16 protein-coding genes are annotated in these 17,817 nt (G+C 65.2%); 7 read left to right on the top strand and 9 right to left on the bottom strand.

All coding sequences use genetic code 11. The annotated features are described in order from the left end of the window. The 4 genes from SB764_RS21000 to SB764_RS20985 form a co-directional block, all read right to left on the bottom strand. Positions 1–408: NAD(P)/FAD-dependent oxidoreductase (locus SB764_RS21000; RefSeq protein WP_410864728.1), on the bottom strand; the 408-nt coding region annotated here is incomplete at its 3' end. A gap of 64 nt (positions 409–472) precedes the next feature. Beyond that, positions 473–2,263 (bottom strand): acyl-CoA dehydrogenase, encoded by a 1,791-nt coding sequence (locus tag SB764_RS20995; RefSeq protein ID WP_110326054.1) that lies wholly within the window; start codon positions 2,261–2,263, stop codon positions 473–475. Between the two features lie 223 nt (positions 2,264–2,486). Further along, positions 2,487–3,491, bottom strand: a complete 1,005-nt coding sequence (locus SB764_RS20990) for an AraC family transcriptional regulator (protein ID WP_065063566.1) — start codon at positions 3,489–3,491, stop codon at positions 2,487–2,489. A 343-nt stretch (positions 3,492–3,834) separates the two neighbouring features. After that, positions 3,835–4,080 carry a hypothetical protein gene (locus SB764_RS20985; RefSeq protein ID WP_321868809.1) on the bottom strand — a complete coding sequence of 82 codons (246 nt, stop codon included), beginning with the start codon at positions 4,078–4,080 and terminating at the stop codon, positions 3,835–3,837. A gap of 49 nt (positions 4,081–4,129) precedes the next feature. Between SB764_RS20985 and SB764_RS20980 the strand changes: the two genes are divergently transcribed. Further along, complete coding sequence (locus tag SB764_RS20980) at positions 4,130–4,399, top strand: hypothetical protein (RefSeq protein ID WP_321904361.1); 270 nt, start codon at positions 4,130–4,132, stop codon at positions 4,397–4,399. Positions 4,400–4,437: 38 nt separating this feature from the next. Here SB764_RS20980 and SB764_RS20975 read toward each other — a convergent pair whose 3' ends face one another. From SB764_RS20975 to otnI, 3 genes are all read right to left on the bottom strand, one after another. Further along, positions 4,438–5,343 carry an SMP-30/gluconolactonase/LRE family protein gene (locus SB764_RS20975; RefSeq protein ID WP_074984879.1) on the bottom strand — a complete coding sequence of 302 codons (906 nt, stop codon included), beginning with the start codon at positions 5,341–5,343 and terminating at the stop codon, positions 4,438–4,440. 43 nt (positions 5,344–5,386) lie between these two features. Continuing rightward, complete coding sequence (denD, locus tag SB764_RS20970; RefSeq protein ID WP_110326060.1) at positions 5,387–6,385, bottom strand: D-erythronate dehydrogenase; 999 nt, start codon at positions 6,383–6,385, stop codon at positions 5,387–5,389. 110 nt (positions 6,386–6,495) lie between these two features. Beyond that, a complete protein-coding gene (gene otnI, locus SB764_RS20965; RefSeq protein ID WP_065063556.1) occupies positions 6,496–7,281 on the bottom strand; it encodes a 2-oxo-tetronate isomerase in 786 nt (261 codons plus the stop codon). Between the two features lie 509 nt (positions 7,282–7,790). On the opposite strand from otnI, the gene SB764_RS20960 reads away from it, so the two are divergent. Next, positions 7,791–9,068, top strand: a complete 1,278-nt coding sequence (locus tag SB764_RS20960; protein ID WP_410864725.1) for a serine hydrolase — start codon at positions 7,791–7,793, stop codon at positions 9,066–9,068. 61 nt (positions 9,069–9,129) lie between these two features. Here the strand turns inward: SB764_RS20960 and SB764_RS20955 are convergent, their stop codons facing one another. Beyond that, entirely contained in the window at positions 9,130–10,212 is a 1,083-nt protein-coding gene (locus SB764_RS20955) for a lactonase family protein (RefSeq protein WP_110326062.1), read from the bottom strand. A 306-nt stretch (positions 10,213–10,518) separates the two neighbouring features. Between SB764_RS20955 and SB764_RS20950 the strand changes: the two genes are divergently transcribed. Further along, a complete protein-coding gene (locus SB764_RS20950; protein WP_183715378.1) occupies positions 10,519–11,892 on the top strand; it encodes an MFS transporter in 1,374 nt (457 codons plus the stop codon). A gap of 44 nt (positions 11,893–11,936) precedes the next feature. Here the strand turns inward: SB764_RS20950 and SB764_RS20945 are convergent, their stop codons facing one another. Then, the gene (locus SB764_RS20945; RefSeq protein WP_321903211.1) at positions 11,937–12,359 is read right to left on the bottom strand and encodes a VOC family protein; all 423 of its coding nucleotides are present in this window, start codon (positions 12,357–12,359) and stop codon (positions 11,937–11,939) included. A gap of 471 nt (positions 12,360–12,830) precedes the next feature. On the opposite strand from SB764_RS20945, the gene SB764_RS20940 reads away from it, so the two are divergent. The 4 genes from SB764_RS20940 (at position 12,831) to SB764_RS20925 (ending at position 17,787) form a co-directional block, all read left to right on the top strand. Continuing rightward, positions 12,831–14,093 carry an ROK family transcriptional regulator gene (locus tag SB764_RS20940; RefSeq protein ID WP_110326068.1) on the top strand — a complete coding sequence of 421 codons (1,263 nt, stop codon included), beginning with the start codon at positions 12,831–12,833 and terminating at the stop codon, positions 14,091–14,093. Next, positions 14,080–15,633 carry a sugar ABC transporter ATP-binding protein gene (locus SB764_RS20935; RefSeq protein ID WP_065063547.1) on the top strand — a complete coding sequence of 518 codons (1,554 nt, stop codon included), beginning with the start codon at positions 14,080–14,082 and terminating at the stop codon, positions 15,631–15,633. Before SB764_RS20940 ends, SB764_RS20935 begins: the two co-directional genes overlap by 14 nt. Before the next feature lie 56 nt (positions 15,634–15,689). Continuing rightward, positions 15,690–16,724, top strand: a complete 1,035-nt coding sequence (locus SB764_RS20930) for an ABC transporter permease subunit (protein ID WP_065063545.1) — start codon at positions 15,690–15,692, stop codon at positions 16,722–16,724. Positions 16,725–16,827: 103 nt separating this feature from the next. Next, on the top strand, positions 16,828–17,787 hold the full coding sequence (locus SB764_RS20925) for an ABC transporter substrate-binding protein (RefSeq protein ID WP_065063543.1): 960 nt from the start codon (positions 16,828–16,830) through the stop codon (positions 17,785–17,787). Positions 17,788–17,817 lie beyond the last annotated feature (30 nt).

The following is a 17,817-nucleotide window of genomic DNA, read 5'->3' as shown; positions in this document are numbered from 1 at the left end:
CTGCTGACCCAGCCAGCGCGTCACGTTCGCGAGGCTGATGACGTAATTGCCGTGATTCTTGAAGTTGTCCGGCAGCGCCCAGTTCGGCACAGCCTTAGCCCCGGTTTCGGAAAGAAAAAGGAACTTGTCCTCGGTCACGGGCACGTTCAGCGGCGCGCCCTGGGCTTTCCAGTCGGGAAAGAGTTCGTCGATTGCGCGCGGATCCATGACCGCGCCCGAGAGGATATGCGCCCCGATTTCCGAGCCTTTTTCCAGGACGCATACGCCGATTTCGACGCCTTTTTCCGCTGCGAGCTGCTTCAGGCGGATGGCCGCGGACAGCCCGGCCGGGCCGCCGCCGACGACCACGACGTCGTATTCCATCGACTCGCGTGGGCCGTATTGGGCGACCAGTTCATTCGCATTCATGCTGTGTCTCGTGTGTTTTCTTTTTTCATCATGCCCGCATTACATCCGCTTGCGACGACCGGTTTCAGAACTGATCCTCGGCGAGCGCGAGCACGCCTTCGCCGCCTTGCGCGCCCACAATCGCCGTGGCGAGACCGCCCGCCTGCGAAAGCACGTGCTCGGCATAGAAATGCGCCATCGCGATCTTCGCACCGTAAAACGCGGGGTCTTCGTCATGCTTGCGTTGCGCCGCGAGCAGCCCGCGCGCGAGTTGCCAGCCGCACAACACGATGCCCGCGAGTTTCAGATACGGCACGCTGCCCACGAACACGGCATTCGGATCGCGCTTCACATTCTGTACCACGAAATCCACCACCTGCGCGAGCGCGTTCGCACCCTGCTGAAGTTGCGCGCGCATCGAAACCGCCGCCGCGCCGCTTGCACTGCCGAGCGCTTCCACCGTCTGCGCGACCTCGTCGAGCAGCGCCTTCGCCACCGCGCCGCCGTCGCGCGCCGTCTTGCGACCGATCAGGTCGTTCGCCTGGATCGCCGTGGTGCCTTCGTAGATCGCGAGAATACGCGCGTCGCGATAATGCTGCGCCGCGCCCGTCTCTTCGATGAAGCCCATGCCGCCATGCACCTGCACGCCGAGACTCGTGACGTCGTTGGCCATTTCGGTGCTCCAGCCCTTCACGATCGGCACGAGGAATTCGTAAATGGCCTGGTGACGCGCGCGCACCGCTTCGTCGGCGTGACGATGGGCGATGTCGCAATGCGCCGCCGCCACGTATGCGAGCGAGCGTGCGCCTTCGGTGAGCGAGCGCATCGTGGCCAGCATGCGGCGCACGTCCGGGTGATGAATGATCGTGACGGATTCTTTCGCCGAACCGTCGACGGGGCGGCTCTGCACGCGGTCCTTCGCATACGCGAGCGCCTGCTGATACGCGCGCTCGGCAATCGCGATGCCCTGCGTGCCCACGCCGAAGCGCGCCGCATTCATCATCACGAACATGTATTCGAGGCCGCGATTTTCCTCGCCGACCAGATAGCCGGTCGCGCCGCCGTTGTCGCCGTATTGCAGCACCGCCGTGGGGCTCGCCTTGATGCCCAGCTTGTGCTCGATCGACACGCAATGCACGTCGTTGCGCGCGCCGAGCGAACCGTCTTCATTGACGAGGAACTTCGGCACGATGAACAGCGAAATACCCTTCACGCCCTCGGGCGCGTTCGGCACCCGCGCCAGCACGAGATGCATGAGGTTCTCGGCCATGTCGTGCTCGCCCCACGTGATGAAGATCTTCGTGCCGAAGACCTTGTACGAGCCGTCCGACTGCGGCTCGGCGCGCGAGCGCACCAGCGCGAGGTCGGAGCCCGCCTGCGGCTCGGTGAGGTTCATCGTGCCGGTCCACTCGCCCGAGATGAGCTTCGGCACATAGCGCTGCTTCTGGTCCTCGCTGCCCGCCGTAAGCAGCGCTTCGATCGCGCCGTCGGTCAGCAGCGGGCACAGCGCGAACGACAGGTTCGCCGCGTTGAGCATTTCGTTGCACGGCGTGCCGATCAGCTTGGGCAAGCCCTGGCCGCCGTATTCGGACGGATGTTGCAAACCTTGCCAACCGCCCTCGGCGAACTGGCGGAACGCATCCTTGAAACCGGGCGTGGCGGTCACTTCGCCGTCGTGCCAGCTACTGGGATTGCGGTCGCCTTCGACATTCAGCGGCGCGAGCACTTCCGCGCACAGCTTCGCAGCCTCTTCGAGCACGGCCTGCGCAGTGTCGAAACCGGCCTCTTCGTAGCCCGGCAGTTCGGCGATAGTGTCGATGCCGGCGAGCTCTTTCAGCACGAACAGCATGTCCTTGACGGGGGCGTTAAAGCTCATGGCAAACCTTTCGATCACACGTTGAATGAGAAAGACCGTGACGGCTGGGCGCAATGCCCGGCGCGGCCGGTCATGTTCATCAAATCGTAGCCTCAAAGGCGCGGGCGGGGACTGTCCGATCCGGCCCATCTAGTGACAAATCTGGCCACGGCGTGACGCAGCGCACCATGCGCGGCAAGGCACCCAGGGTCAACCCGAAGCAAAATTCGTGTGAAATCGGGGCTCAGGCGCGCCCGCGATAGGTGCCCGGCGTGCTGCCGGTCCAGTGGCGAAACGCGCGATGGAACGCGCTCGGGTCGTCGAAACCGATATCGGCGCCGATGGCCGCAATGGTGTCCTGCGTGTCGGTCAGACGCTGGATTGCGATATCGCGACGCAATTCGTCCTTGAGCGCCTGAAACGCGGTGTCTTCGGCGGCGAGGCGGCGGCACAAGGTCCGCACCGAGCAATGCAGATGCTCGGACGCCGCCTCGATCGTCGGCAGATCCGGCAGCGTGCTGGCGAGATACTGACGCACCTGATGGCTGACCAGTTGCTCGCTGAACGATTCGAAGATCCAGTCGCCCGGCGAGCGCGCGAGAAATTGACGCAGATTGCGCTTGCTCTGACGAATCGGCATGTCGAGATACGCCGCGCTGAAACGCAGCAGCGGCGCTTCGCAACCGAAACGGACCGGCCCCGAAAAGAAGTAGCGATGATCGGCGGCGTGCGGTTGGCGCGCACATGCGAGTTCCACTTGCAGCAGCGGGATTTTCTGGCCGATGAGCCAGGACGACACGCCATGCGCGAGCTTGAGCATCAGTTCCTGGCCGAGCGGGCCAATCGGTCCGAACGCCGGATGCGGACGCAGTTCGACCTGCGCGACGAGTTCGCTGCGGCGCGACTCGACGCGGAAATCGTCGAGCACGATATGGAAGAACTGGCCGAAGCGGTGCAGCGCCGTTTCCAGATTGCGCGCGTCGAGCAGGCTCAGGCAGAGGAACTTGAGCGTGCCGCTGCGAAACGGGCGGCTGAAAATGCCGGGCATTTCATCGTCGAGTTCGATTGCGAGCATGCGATAGAGCGTCGAAAACTGCTCCTCGGTCACGCGCGCGCCGGGTTCGTCGAGCAATTCCTCCGGAATGCCGGCCTGCTGCAGATAGCGCTCGACCACGTCCGGCCGCGCGCGGGCGGCGGCGAGAAAACCCAGGACGAGTGAGATCGGGACGGTGGAGCCGGGTAATTGCATGCCTGGTCGATCTGGCGGCGGCGCCGGAGCGGAATCGTTTCGGAGCGTTCGAACGGTGAATGCGCACGCGGCGGCGCGCGGAATCGATTTTACCTGTTGGCGATGCGTTTGCGCCGTGCTTGCGCCCTGATTGCGGCAGGTTTGCCGCGATTCGGCGGGCGTCGGCGACGCTGAACAGGCGGGCAGCGTCAGGCCGTGTAAGGCGAGCCAGGGCGACTCCCCCTAAAGAATCGGCCGTGCGCTGCCGTTATCCCAAACAGGGGCTTCATCTGCGCGTTTTGCGGACGATGCCCGGACCGCTTCGCCGCACCGCTCAACGTCGAGGACACGCCTCCATGCAGATTCAGCCCACCAGTTCCGCCACCTCGGCCATCGCCACGACCGCCAGCGGCGCCAGCGCGAACACGTCGAATACGTCGAACGGCAATAACAGCGCCACTTCGTCGAACGCTTCGAGCGACACATCATCGTCGAGCAGCACGTCGAGCACGACGTCGACGACTTCGACTTCGAAAAGCGGCGGCGGAGGTGGAGGCGGCGGTGGCGGCGGTTCGTCATCGTCGAGTTCAAGCAGCACCACGACGGCCATCGATCAGCTCAAGGCGCTGATCAAGGCGCTCGAATCGCAGCTCGCCTCGTTGCCGAAGAATGGCGGTTCGGCGCAGGCGGCGAGCAGCACGACCAACGCCAGCGATGCGAACAACAACGCGAATGCCGACACGTCCAGCAAAACGACCGGCGCATCGCAATCCACGAGCACCGGCGGCTCCGCCAAATCGAGCCAGGATGCGACGCTCAGCGCGGCCAACCAGCTCGAAGCCGCGATCCAGACGGCGCAAGCCGAACTGGTTCAGTTGATGCTCGCGAGCGGCCAGAGCACGGGCGGCCTGATCTCCACGACAGCTTGATCGCAGGCACGCACGATCTACAGGCGTGCGCGCCAGGTTCAGCGCGCCGCGCCGCGCACGCCCATGAACAGCGCGTACACCGACGACGTCGCCGTCACGAACAGCCGGTTGCGATTGAGCCCGCCGAACGTGAGGTTCGACACCACTTCCGGCAGCAGAATCTTGCCGAGCAATTCGCCTTGCGGCGAATAGCAATGCACGCCGTCTTCGGCGCTGGTCCAGACGTTGCCCTGCTCGTCGACGCGAAAGCCATCGGGCACGCCGTTCTGAATCGAAACGAACACGCGCGAATTCGACAACGCGCCGTCGCGCACATCGAATACGCGGATATGGCGCGGGCCGCCCTCCACGTGCGAGGCGCCCGAATCGGCGATATAGAGCAGCGATTCGTCCGGTGAAAACGCGAGCCCGTTGGGCTTGACGAAATCGTCGGTCACTCGCCGCGCCTCGCTCGCGCCGGTTTCGAGCGCATAGACGTGACAGCCGCCGATTTCGCCTTCCGCGCGAAAGCCCTCGTAATCGCTCATGATTCCGTAGTCGGGGTCGCTGAACCAAATCGTGCCGCGCGAATCGACGATCACGTCATTCGGCGAGTTGAAACGGCGGCCCTGATAATGCGACGCGAGCACCACCACGCTGCCGTCGTGTTCGGTGCGCGAAATACAGCGCCGTCCGTGCTCGCAGGTCACGAGGCGGCCTTCGTTGTCGCGCGTATTGCCGTTGCTGAAATTCGCGTTGGCGCGAAACACGCCGACACCCGCACCGGGCGCCCAGCGCATCATGCGATTGTTCGGAATGTCGCTCCAGAGCAGCTGATCGGCGGCCGGAAAATACACCGGCCCCTCGTTCCAGAGACAATCGCCCGCGATCTTCTGCAGCGGTGCGTTCGCCTGAATCAGCCAGCGAAAGCGCGCATCATGGATTTCATACTCGTTCTTGTTCATTCGTCATCCTGACTGATCGCGCGCTTTCGATCGCGTTGCGCGTCTAGTGATGCCCGTGATCGCGTTTGGGCAGTATGTGCAACTCGTCTTCCAGATAAGTCTGCACGATCGCGCGGAACGTGGTCTCGCCGCTGAAGCCCAGCTTTTTGGCGTGGCGCACGTTCCAGCTCGACGGCCAGCTGCTGACGATGCGCTCGATCGTCTCGTCCGGCGCCCATTCGATACGGGCCACAGCCTTCGGCCCGGCGAACTGGCTCAGCGTTTCGACCATTTCGTCGACGGTCACGCACACGCCCGGCAGATTCACCACACGCGTATGACCGAGCGCCGCCGCGTCGATTTCCGCGCCCACCACGATGTTTTCGATCGCGATACGCGGCGACAGCAGCCACACGCGCGTCGCGCCGCTCACCGGCACCACGCTGATCTCGCGATTGAGCGGCTCGCGAATGATGCCGCTCGCAAACGACGACGCCGCGCCGTTCGGCTTGCCCGGCCGCACGCTGACCGTGGGCAGACGCAGCACGCGCCCGTCGACGAAACCGCGCCGCGAATAATCGCTCAGCAGCAGCTCGGCCATCGCTTTCTGCGTGCCGTATGACGACTGCGGATTGAGCGCGGTATCGTCCTGCACCTCTTCGGGAATGTCGCCGCCATAGACCGCCACCGAACTCGTGAACACGAGGCGCGGCGCATGGCCGCGTGCGCGGCACACTTCGAGCAATTCGCGCGTGGCGTCGAAATTGATGCGCATGCCGAGCTCGAACGCCGCCTCGGCCTCCGCGCTCAGAATCGCGGCGAGGTGGAAGATCACGGCCGTCTCGCCGTCGATCACGCGCTCCAGCACGGCGCGCTCCGCAATATCGCCTTCCTCGATGCGCACGCGCGGATCGTCGGGGCCTTCTGCGCGCGTCACGTCGAGCAGCACGATTTCGTCGATGCGCTGCTGCACGCCGCCAATCTTCAACGACTCGCGCGCAAGCAGTTCGCCCGCGAGTCGTTGGCCGAGAAATCCTGCACCGCCGGTAATCAGCACTTTCATAGTCGAACGCTCCGTTCAAGCCTGATGGAATGCACCGCGTACCGCGCACGCACGAACGACTGCCTCAGGCGCGCGCCTTCATCGCACTTTCACCGTGTTTCATCGCGGTTTCATCGCGGTTTCATATAAGGCCGGATCCAGCCGAGCCCGTCCGACGCTTTCGCGCGCGGCCAGTACTCGCAACCGATCCAGCCGGTATAGCCCAGTTCGTCGATGAGCGAAAAGAGCCACGGATAATTGATTTCCCCGCTATCGGGCTCGTGCCGCTCGGGCACGCCCGCCACCTGAATATGCCCGATCCGCGCGATATCGCGCTTGAGCTTGACCGCGAGGTCGCCCTCCATGATCTGGCAGTGATAGCAATCGAACTGCACCTGCAGATTGGCCGCGCCGATTTCGGCACAGATCGCGTGCGCGTCGTCCTGACGATTGAGCAGATAGCCCGGCATGTCGCGCGTGTTGATCGGCTCGATCAGAATCGTGATGCCTTCGCCGCGCGCGGCCTGCGCGGCGTAGTCGAGATGCTTCAGATACAGCTCGCGCTGCTGCGCACGCGTGTCTTCGGAAGCGACGATGCCCGCCATCACATGCAGCTTGCGATTGCCGAGCACGCGCGCGTAATCGAGCGCCTTGTCGATACCGCGGCGGAATTCGTCCTCGCGGCCAGGCAGCGCGGCGAGACCGCGTTCGCCTGCGGCCCAGTCGCCGGGCGGCGCGTTGAAAAGCGCCTGCGCGAGGCCGTTTTCTTCGAGCCGCGCCTTCACTTCGGCGGCGGGATGGTCGTACGGAAACAGATATTCCACGGCATCGAACCCATCGTGCGCGGCGGCGGCGAAGCGGTCGAGAAACGCGTGCTCGTTGTACATCATCGTGAGATTCGCGGCGAAGCGAGGCATCTAGACACTCCGGTAACGGATGCGGGCGCAATCCAGCATGCTAGCGAGATTGGCGACGCCAGTGAAGTCCTCGACGCAATGGCTGGGCGAATGCACGGGCAAGGAAGCGGGGGCGGGAGTGTGGGCGTTCATGAGGCTGCGTGGCCCGTCACGCTCGACGCGGCAGCGACGACTGCGCAGCCGCAGCGCATGAGCGGGAGCATCGGCATGTCCTGGCCCATCATACAAATCGGTGCGCGAACGCAGCCATTCGCGATAACCCTGAGACCGGTAACATGCGTGCGAACGACGTAACCGATCACGCATTTTCCGGCGCATCATGCGCCCATTTGCAGCGATTTCGCCGGAAAAACAGCCAGAATGCGCGCGGCGGCGCGTTCTACCTGTACCATTGAGTCACGCGCGCGGCGATACGCCTCGCATCGCGCTGCTGCTATCCAGCCGTTTCCCGGTGCTTCGTCGCGCCTCTTCGCCCTCTTTCGAACTACCCGCCTCAACTTCTTCTGCCGGTGATTTCCCTTTCTCGACTTCCGCTCCTCGTTTCCGCCCTCCTGCTCGCCGGCCTGACGGCCACGGCGAGTTTCGCCGCAACGACGCCTCGGCATCGCGCCGATCCGCATGTCCACGCGGCCGCCAAGAAGAAGAAAATCACCCGCAAGCCGCGTTCGGCGCAGCGCACCGTGCCCGCGCTCGCCGCGGCGAAAACGCCTGATGCGAAGCGCCGCGGCAAGCGCGCGAAAACGAAGCCGTTGCCGCACGGGCATGCCGCTCACCGTTCGATCGCGCAAAGCAAGTCGCACGTCAAGCCGCATGCGAAGGTGCACGCGAAGCCGCACGTTAAGGCGCATCCGAAAGCCCACTTGAAAGCGCCGGCCAAACGTCACCACGCGAAACCGCCCGTCACGACCGCGCAAGCCGAGTCGCCGAATTTCGCGCCGACAATCATTCCGTACGTCGCGCCGCAAACGAGCGTGTCGACCACCGCATCAGCCACCCAGGGCCCGCATCTGCTCGCGCGCTGCGGCTACACGCCGGCTTCACGCAAGCGGCTTTTCTCGCGCTCGGTGTTCATCGTCGACGAACAGACGCACACGCCGCTGTTCGCGCGCAACGCCGACGCCGTCGTGCCCATCGCCTCGGTGTCGAAGCTGATGACGGCCGTGGTCTGGCTCGACCAGAATCACGCGCCGCTCGCGCGCCGCATCGACGTGACCGACGCCGATCTCGACACGCTCAAGTTCACGCATTCGCGACTTACCGTCGGGTCGAGCCTCACGCGCGCGAACATGCTGCATATCGCGCTGATGTCGTCGGAGAACCGCGCGGCGTCGGCGCTGTCGCGCGACTATCCGGGCGGCCAGCCCGCCTTCGTCGACGCAATGAACGCGAAGGCCGCGAGCCTCGGCATGCCGCACACGCACTTCGTCAACGCCACGGGACTCTCGCCGCAGAACGTCTCGACGGCGCGCGAACTCGCGCGGCTCGTGCGCGCGGCCAACGGCTATCCGCTGATCCGCCGCTATTCCACCGATCATCAGGAACGCGTGCCCACGGGACGCGGGCAGCTTCAATATGTGAACAGCAACCGCCTCGTGCGCTACAACCGCGTGCAGGCGAGCTTGCAGAAAACCGGCTTCATCAACGAGTCGGGCCACAACATGGTCATGCGCATGATGGTGCACGGCCGCCGCCCGGTGATCGTCACGATGCTCGGCAGCGCGAGCGCCGATGGCTCGCGTCTCGACGGCGAGCGCATCCATCACTGGCTCAACTGTTCGCTGCGTTAAAGGCGAACCCGCGCGTCCGCGTGCGTGAGAACCCACGCGGACGCGCCGTGCCGAACCGGCGTTACTCGTTCGACCCGGTGTAACGCACCACTTCCACCCAGTTCGCGCCCTTGCCCACGGGCACCTGCCCCGTTTCTTCGAGCGCGCCCGTTTTCGCATCGATGCGATACACGCTCATCTGCGTCGACAACTGGCCGACCGCGAACAGCCAGCGCCCCGACGGATCGATATTGAAGCCGCGCGGCTGCTTCTGCGTGGCATAGGTGCCGATGCGCGCGAGCTTGCCCGTCGCGCGATCGACGCGATACGCGCCCAGCGTGCTCGACGTGCGCTCCGACGTGTAGAGAAATTGCCCGTCGGGCGTCAGGTGCAGATCCGCGCCCCACGGCTTGTCGCCATGAAAATCGGCGGGCAGGATCGAGACGGTCTGGATCGGCTTGACCGTATCGTGCGCGCGGTCGAACGCGAGCACGTGCAGTTTGCCGTCGAGTTCGTCGATCAGATAGACGAAGCGGCTGTCCGACGAAAACACGAAATGGCGCGGCCCCGACTTCTCGGGCAGCGCATACGCGGGCGCGGCGTCCTCGGTCAATTGACCGGTCGTGGCGTCGAAACGCAGGCGCAGCCACGCGTCGGAACCGAGCACGGACGCAAACGCGTAACGGTTGTCCGCCGACGTGCGGATCGCGTGCGCCATCGGCCCGGTCTTGATCGTCTGCTGCACGTCGCCCGCCACGCCGTTCTCGCCGATGCGGTTCACCGCAAGCTGGTTGCCGCCATACGAGGCCGACAGCAGATAGCGGCCGGTCGCGTCGGTCGAGAGATAGGCCATGCTTTCGGCGAGCGGCGCGCGGCCGAGTTCGGCGAGCCGCCCGTCGAGCGGATTGATCGCGAAGCTCACCACGCGATACGGCTGCGAGCGCAGACCGGCGTACAGACGGCGATGGTCGGGCGACAGCGTCATCGGCATGACCGTGCCGCCGACCGGCACCGTCTCGACGGCGGCGAGCGTGCCCGCGCTTTCGTCGACGCGAAACACCGAGATGTTCTGGCTATCCGCATTCGACACATAAACAAAGGTCGCCGCGTGCGCCGCCACCGCGCCCGCGACGCCCAGCACCGCGCCCATCACTGCCTGCGCCATTTTCTTCCTGTTCAAATTCGCCTCCCCGGGCTGTTGTAGTCGGGGGCGCCACTGTTAACATCATCACCGCGGCGCCCGTCATGTTGTCGAACAACTTGGCGAACAATTCCACAAGCGCGCGCCCCGCTCAATACCACGTTTACCCTGAATTCAACCGAAACATGCGCCGAGACGATTGCTCCGCCGCCGTAAGACATTGTAGGATGCCTTCTGACAAGTCGGCTCGATGTCTTACAACTCGCGCCGCTCGGAGACATTACGCGGAGACGCTCGCCCGTTCCCCCGCGCACGAACCAAGGTGAACCCATGCCGTTGAGCCGTACCGCCAACCCGGCCGCCAGCGCAGCCGATGCCGCGAGCCGCACGAAAGTCCGCTACGTCATCCTTGCGCTGATCTTCGTCATCACCACCCTCAACTACGCGGATCGCGCGACGCTCTCGGTCACCGGTTCGGCGATGCGCGCGGAGTTCGGCTTCGACGCCATCCGCATGGGCTACATCTTCTCGGCGTTCAGTTGGGCCTACGTGCTCTCGCAACTGCCCGCGGGCTGGATTCTCGACCGCTTCGGCGCGCGCCGCGTCTACGCCACCAGCATCTTCCTGTGGTCGCTGTTCACGCTGCTGCAAAGCGCGATCGGCGTGCTCGGCAGTACGGCGGCGGCCGTCGCGGCGCTGTTCGCGCTGCGTTTCGTGATGGGCGCGGCGGAAGCGCCCGCGTTCCCGGCCAACGCGAAAGTGGTGGCGAGCTGGTTCCCCACCCAGGAACGCGGCACGGCGTCGGCAATCTTCAATTCGGCGCAGTATTTCGCGGCCGTCGTCTTCACGCCGCTGATGGCGTGGGTCACGCACGCCTATGGCTGGCACCACGTCTATCTGATGATGGGCGTGGCCGGGCTGCTGCTCGCCTTCGTCTGGCTCAAGGTCATGAAGAATCCGGCGAACCATCCGGGCGTGAATCCGCAGGAGCTGGAGTACATCGAACAAGGCGGCGGCCTCGTGAACGGCCATCTGCGCAAGTCGCGCGCTGCGGACGATGCCGGCCGGACGCAAACGGCGGGCAACGGCTGGCGCATCATGCGTCAGTTGCTGTCGAACCGCATGCTGCTGGGCGTGTATCTCGCGCAGTACTGCATCAACGTCATCACCTACTTTTTCCTGACGTGGTTCCCGATCTACCTCGTGCAGGCGCGCGGCATGACGATCCTGCAAGCGGGCCTCGTGGCGTCGCTGCCGGCGGTCTGCGGCTTTCTCGGCGGGGTGCTGGGCGGCGTGATTTCCGATTCGCTGATTCGCGCGGGCTGTTCGCTCACGCTGGCGCGCAAGGCGCCGATCGTGGGCGGCATGGCGCTGTCGGCGTGCATCGTCGGCTGCAATTATGTGCAGAGCGACTGGCTCGTGGTGCTGCTGATGTCGCTCGCGTTTTTCGGCAAGGGCATCGGCGCGCTCGGCTGGGCCGTGGTCGCCGATACCGCGCCGAAGGAAGCCATCGGCCTCTCGGGCTCGATCTTCAACATGTTCGGCAACGTGGCCGGCATCGTCACGCCGATCGCGATCGGCTACCTCGTGGCGAAAACCGGCTCGTTCGACGGCGCGCTGGCCTTCGTCGGCGTGAACGCCGTGATCACCGTGATCAGCTACCTCGTGATCGTGAAGGAAATCAAGCGGGTCGAGCTGGTGTGAACCCGCCTGCGGCGCGCTTTATCCGCCGCCCGTCGCCCGACAGGTCACGCGCCGTGCGCGCCCTTTCCCACCATCTCGGGCGACATCCACATCAACTCCCAGATATGGCCGTCGGGGTCTTCGAAGCTGCGGCCGTACATCGCGTCGCCATAGTCCGTGGGCGGACGCTTCGACGTGCCGCCCGCCGCGAGCGCTTTCTCCGTGAGCGCATTGACTTCGTCGCGCGACTCGCATGAGAGACAGACCAGCACTTCGGTCTGCTCGCGCGCGTCGACGAGCGGTTTGTCGGTGAAGCCGCGCATGAAGTCGGGCGTCAGCAGCATGGCGAAGATGTTTTCGCCGATCACCATGCAGGCGGCCTGCTCGTTGGTGAATTTCGGCTCGAACGTAAAGCCGACCTGAGCGAAAAAGTCCATCGAGCGCTTCAAGTCGCGCACGCCCAGATTGACGAAGATGTGCTTGTGCATAGGCGTTTCCCTGGCGGATTCATTTCGACGACGACGCGTTTGCCACCACGTCGATTTCGCGGCACCAGCGGCAAGCGCGGCTCCGACACGCAATCTAGCGTGGAATCGCGCCCGGCTCAATCCGTCGATGTCCGGGCATCGTCCATTCATTGCGCCGTTAGCCGCGCATGAAAAACGGCACGCTGCCACGCCTTCCTTTTCAATCGCCCTGCATCGCATCGCAACGCGCCCGGCGCACGAAGTTGATCGCGGACGGATAATCGCATTCGGCCAGTCGCGCAAAAACCGCCGTCGGCCTGAGCCGCGCGTCGCCGAGTTCCTGACAAGCCCCATGCCCACCTCGCGCCGGGATTTCCCCAGGCTGACACGGGACGAAATCGGGCATTAAATAAATCAACTTGATTTATTTAGTCGCCGACGAACGCCGCACACCGTCCGGTCGACACGCATCGAGAGCTACGGAGGAGACGCGTGAGAAGTCCGCATGTCGGTCAAGGCAGCAATTCGGCCAATGTCCGCCGCTTCAACGAGCGTCTGCTGCTGCAAGCGCTGCGGCGCGCCGGCGAGGCGTCGAAGGCCGACCTCGCGCGCCTCGCGAACCTCACCAGCACGGCGGTGGGCAGCATCATCACGTCGCTGATCGACAATGGTCTGATCGAAATGAGCGGCCGTCGCCTCGACGGCGGACGCGGCCAGCCCGCCTCGCTGCTGCGCCTGTCGCCGCGCGGCGCATTCGCCATCGGCGTGCGTCTGGACCGGACCAACATCGAAACCGTGCTCGTCGATTTCGCGGGCCAGATGATCGGCCGCCGCTCGCATGACATGCTGCTGCCGCAACCCGCGCTCGCGCAGGAAATCGTGCAGCGCGACATCGCCGAACTGTCAGGACTGCTCGACAAGGACGAGCGCCGCCGCCTCGCGGGCATCGGCGTGGCGCAGCCGTACAACCTCGGCAGCTGGCTGCGCGAACTGGGCCTGCCCGCCGATACCTTCAGCGTCTGGAGCGACGTCGATTTCGCCGCCGAGCTGGGCCGCGCGACCGGCCTACCCGTGTTCAGCGAAAACGACGGCAACGCCGCCGCCATCGCCGAAATCTTCTACGGTTGCGGACGTCAGCGCGACGATTTCCTCTATCTGTTTCTCGGCCCGGCGATCGGTGGCGGCGTCGCCATCGACGGCGATTGCGTGCGCGGCCTGACCGGCAACGCGGGCGATTTCGCGGTGATGCCGGTGCCGCCCGGCAACCTGCCTTCGGCGCACAAGCCCGACGGCAAATGGGACATCCTGCTCTCGCGCGCGTCGCTGATCGCGCTGCGCCGCCATCTGCAATATTGCGGCGAGACCGTCGACAGCCGCGCCGATCTCGAAGCCTGCATCGCGCGCCGGCATCCGGCGGTCGAGGAATGGCTCGACGATTGCATCGACGCGCTCGCGCCCGCGCTGCGCGCCGCGCTCTGCGTGCTCGACGTGCCCGCCGTGGTGCTCGACGCCGACGTGGACGCGGGCCTCATCGACACGCTCATGCAGCGCCTGCGCGTGGCCGTGGCCGCCACCGCCCCCGAGGCGCGCGGCACGCCCGCGCTGGTGCGCGGCACCTTCGGCCCCGACGCGGGCGCGCTCGGCGCGGCCACGCTGCCGATGTTCTTCAACTTTTCGCCGCGTGCAGGCATCCTGATGGGCGCCGGCGCACAAACCAACGTACAAGCGCAGGAGGAGAGCCATGTCGAGCTCTGAGACGACGCCGCCGCTGCTGGAAATGCGGGGCATCAGCAAGACCTTTCCCGGTGTGCGCGCGCTCGACAACGTGCGCCTCTCGGTCTGGCCCGGCGAAGTGCATTCGCTGATGGGCGAGAACGGCGCGGGCAAGTCCACGCTCATGAAGATTCTCTCGGGCGCGTATCAGGCCGATCCCGGCGGCGAGATTCTCATCGAAGGCAAGCCGGTGACGATCGACGGGCCGCTCGCCGCGCGCGAACTCGGCGTGGCCGTGATCTATCAGGAACTGAGCCTCGCGCCGAATCTGTCGGTGGCCGAAAATATCTACGCGGGCCGCGAATTGCGGCGCGGCAACTCGCGCTTCGGCATGGTCGATCGCGCGGCGATGGAGCGCGGCTGCGAAGACGTGCTGCAACGCCTCGGCGCCACCTTCGGCCCGACCACGCTGGTCGGCTCGCTCTCGATCGCCGAACGCCAGCTCGTGGAAATCGCGCGCGCCGTGCATACCGAAGCGCGCATCATCGTGATGGACGAGCCCACCACGCCGCTCTCCTCGCGCGAAACCGAACGCCTCTTCAAGCTGATCCTGCAACTGCGCGAAGACGGTCTCGCGATCATCTACATCAGCCATCGCATGGCCGAAATCTACGAGCTGTCCGATCGTGTTTCGGTGCTGCGCGACGGCAGCTACGTCGGCACGCTGATGCGCGACGCGCTGAGCGCCGAAAGCCTCGTCAGCATGATGGTGGGCCGCGATATTTCGGGCTTCTACAAAAAGGCGCACGCGCCCTACGATCCGGGCAAGGTCGTGCTCACCGTGCGCGACGTCGCCGACGACAAGCGCGTGCGCGGTTGCAGCCTCGATCTGCATGCGGGCGAAGTGCTCGGCATTGCGGGGCTCGTTGGCGCGGGCCGCACGGAACTCGCGCGCCTGATCTTCGGCGCGGAACCGCGCGTGCGCGGCGAGATCTCGATCGACGGCAAAACGCTGCACGTCCACACGCCGCGCGACGCGATCAACGCGGGCCTCGTCTATCTGACCGAAGACCGCAAGCATCAAGGCCTCTTTCTCGACATGAGCGTGCGCGACAACATCAACGTGTCCGTGGCGGGCCGCGACGCGCGCTTCGGCGTGCTCGATCTCGCGCGCGGCTCGGCGCGCGCGAAGGAGTCGATCCGCGCGCTGACGATACGCGTGCCGAGCCCGCGCGTGAACGTGGGCGCGCTCTCGGGCGGCAATCAGCAGAAGGTGCTGCTGTCGCGTCTGCTCGAAACGAAACCGCGCGTGCTGATCCTCGATGAACCGACGCGCGGCGTGGACATCGGCGCGAAGTCGGAGATCTACCGCATCATCAACGACCTCGCCAAAACCGGCGTGGGCATCATCGTGATTTCGAGCGAGCTGCCCGAAATCATCGGCGTGGCCGATCGCGTGCTCGTCATGCGCGAAGGCCTGTTCGCCGGAGAACTGGGCGGCTACACCGGCAGACCCATCGGCCAGGAAGCCATCATCGAACTCGCCACCGGCTCGCAGGGCGCGCTGGACGAAGCCGCGTAAGCGCCGCGCCCGACGCGCATCGCCCCGTCAAAAGAGATATTGAGGAGCACGACATCATGAAAAGCATTCTTCCCCGCCATGCGGCCGAGGCCACGCCTGCCCAGGGCGCGCAATCCACGCGCGGCCAGACCGTTGACGGCCATCGCGCGCGCATGAAGTCGATCATGCGCACGGCGGGCATGCTGCCCGTGCTGGTGCTGCTGTGCATCGGCTTCGGCCTGCTCACCGACGGCTTTTTCTCGCTCGAAAATCTGTCGATCGTCACGCAGCAGGCGTCGATCAACATCGTGCTCGCGGCCGGCATGACCTTCGTGATTCTCACGGGCGGCATCGATCTTTCGGTGGGCTCGATTCTGGCCGCGTCCGCCGTGGCCGCGATGCTCGGCTCGACCATCGTCGGCTGGGGCTGGCTGGGTATTCCGGCCGCGCTCGGCGTGGGTCTCGGCTTCGGGCTCATCAACGGCGCGCTGATTTCGCTGCTGCGCCTGCCGCCCTTCATCGTCACGCTCGGCTCGCTCACGGCCGTGCGCGGCGTGGCGCGTCTGATGGGCCACGACACCACCATCTTCAATCCGCAGCTCTCGTTCGCCTTCATCGGCAACGGCACGGTGTTCGGCGTGCCCTGGCTCGTGATCATCGCGCTCGTCGTGGTGGCCGCGTCGTGGTTCGTGCTGCGCCGCACGGTGCTCGGCCTGCATATCTATTCGGTGGGCGGCAACCCGGAAGCGGCGCGTCTCTCGGGCATCAAGGTGTGGGCGATCGAGATGTTCGTCTACGCGGCCTCGGGCCTGCTCGCCGGGCTCGGCGCGGTGATGTCGGCGGCGCGCCTCTACGCCGCCAACGGTCTGCAACTCGGCCAGTCGTACGAACTCGACGCCATCGCCGCGGTGATTCTCGGCGGCACGAGCTTCGTGGGCGGCGTGGGCTCGATCGTCGGCACGCTGATCGGCGCGCTCATCATCGCGGTGCTGTCGAACGGCCTCGTGCTGCTCGGCGTCTCGGACATCTGGCAATACATCATCAAGGGCCTCGTGATCGTCGGCGCCGTGGCGCTCGACCGCTATCGCCAGCGCGGTTCGGCCCGCACCTGATTCCTCGCTTTCCCTTGCAGCACGCAGCACGTTGACACAGCACGTTGACACAACACACCAACACGACACACGACATAACTCGAAGGCACCCTCAGGAGACATCATGCTGAAAAAGAAAACCGCCGTTGCCGTCGCCGTTCGCACCGTTGCCGCCCTCGCCCTGGGCTGCGCCCTGCAGGGCGCGCACGCCGCCGACAAGCAGTTGAAGTCGATCGGCATCACCGTGGGTTCGCTGGGCAATCCGTACTTCGTGACCATCGTGCAAGGCGCGGAAGCGAAGGCCAAACAGATCAATCCGAACGCGAAGGTCACGGCCGTGTCCGCCGACTACGATCTGAACAAGCAGTTCACGCAGATCGACAACTTCATCTCGGCGCACGTCGACATGATCCTGCTGAACGCCTCCGATCCGAAAGCCATCGAGCCCGCCGTGCGCAAGGCGCGCGCGGCCGGCATCGTGGTGCTGGCCGTGGACGTGAGCGCCGCGGGCGCCGACGCCACCGTGCAGACCGACAACGTGAAGGCCGGCGCGATCTCCTGCGAATACCTCGCGAAGAAGATCAACGGCAAGGGCAACGTCATTATCGAAAACGGCCCGCAGGTCTCGGCGGTGATCGACCGCGTGAACGGCTGCAAGCAGGTGCTCGCGAAGTCGCCGGGCATCAAGATTCTCTCCGACGATCAGGACGGCAAAGGCTCGCGCGAAGGCGGCATGAACACGATGCAGGGCTACCTCACGCGCTTTCCGAAGCTCGACGGCGTATTCACCATCAACGATCCGCAGGCGATCGGCAGCGACCTGGCCGCCAAGCAACTGCACCGCAGCAATATCGTGATCACCTCGGTGGACGGCGCGCCCGACATCGAAGCCGCGCTCAAGGGCGACACGCTCGTGCAGGCGTCCGCGAGCCAGGACCCGTGGAAAATGGCGCAAACCGCCGTGCAGGTCGGCTACGACATCATGAACGGCAAGAAGCCCGCCAATCCGATGATCCAGATGACGCCCGCGCTCATCACGCGCGACAACGTCGGCAGCTACAAGGGCTGGACTTCGCCGCACTGATTCTTGCGCTGAGGCTTGAAGACAAACGGG

The organism is Paraburkholderia sp. SIMBA_027, assembly GCF_046535315.1.
Classification (GTDB): Bacteria; Pseudomonadota; Gammaproteobacteria; order Burkholderiales; family Burkholderiaceae; genus Paraburkholderia; species Paraburkholderia tropica.
Note: the sequence above shows the minus strand (reverse complement) of the source record. Positions and strands in the feature narration are given on the sequence as shown.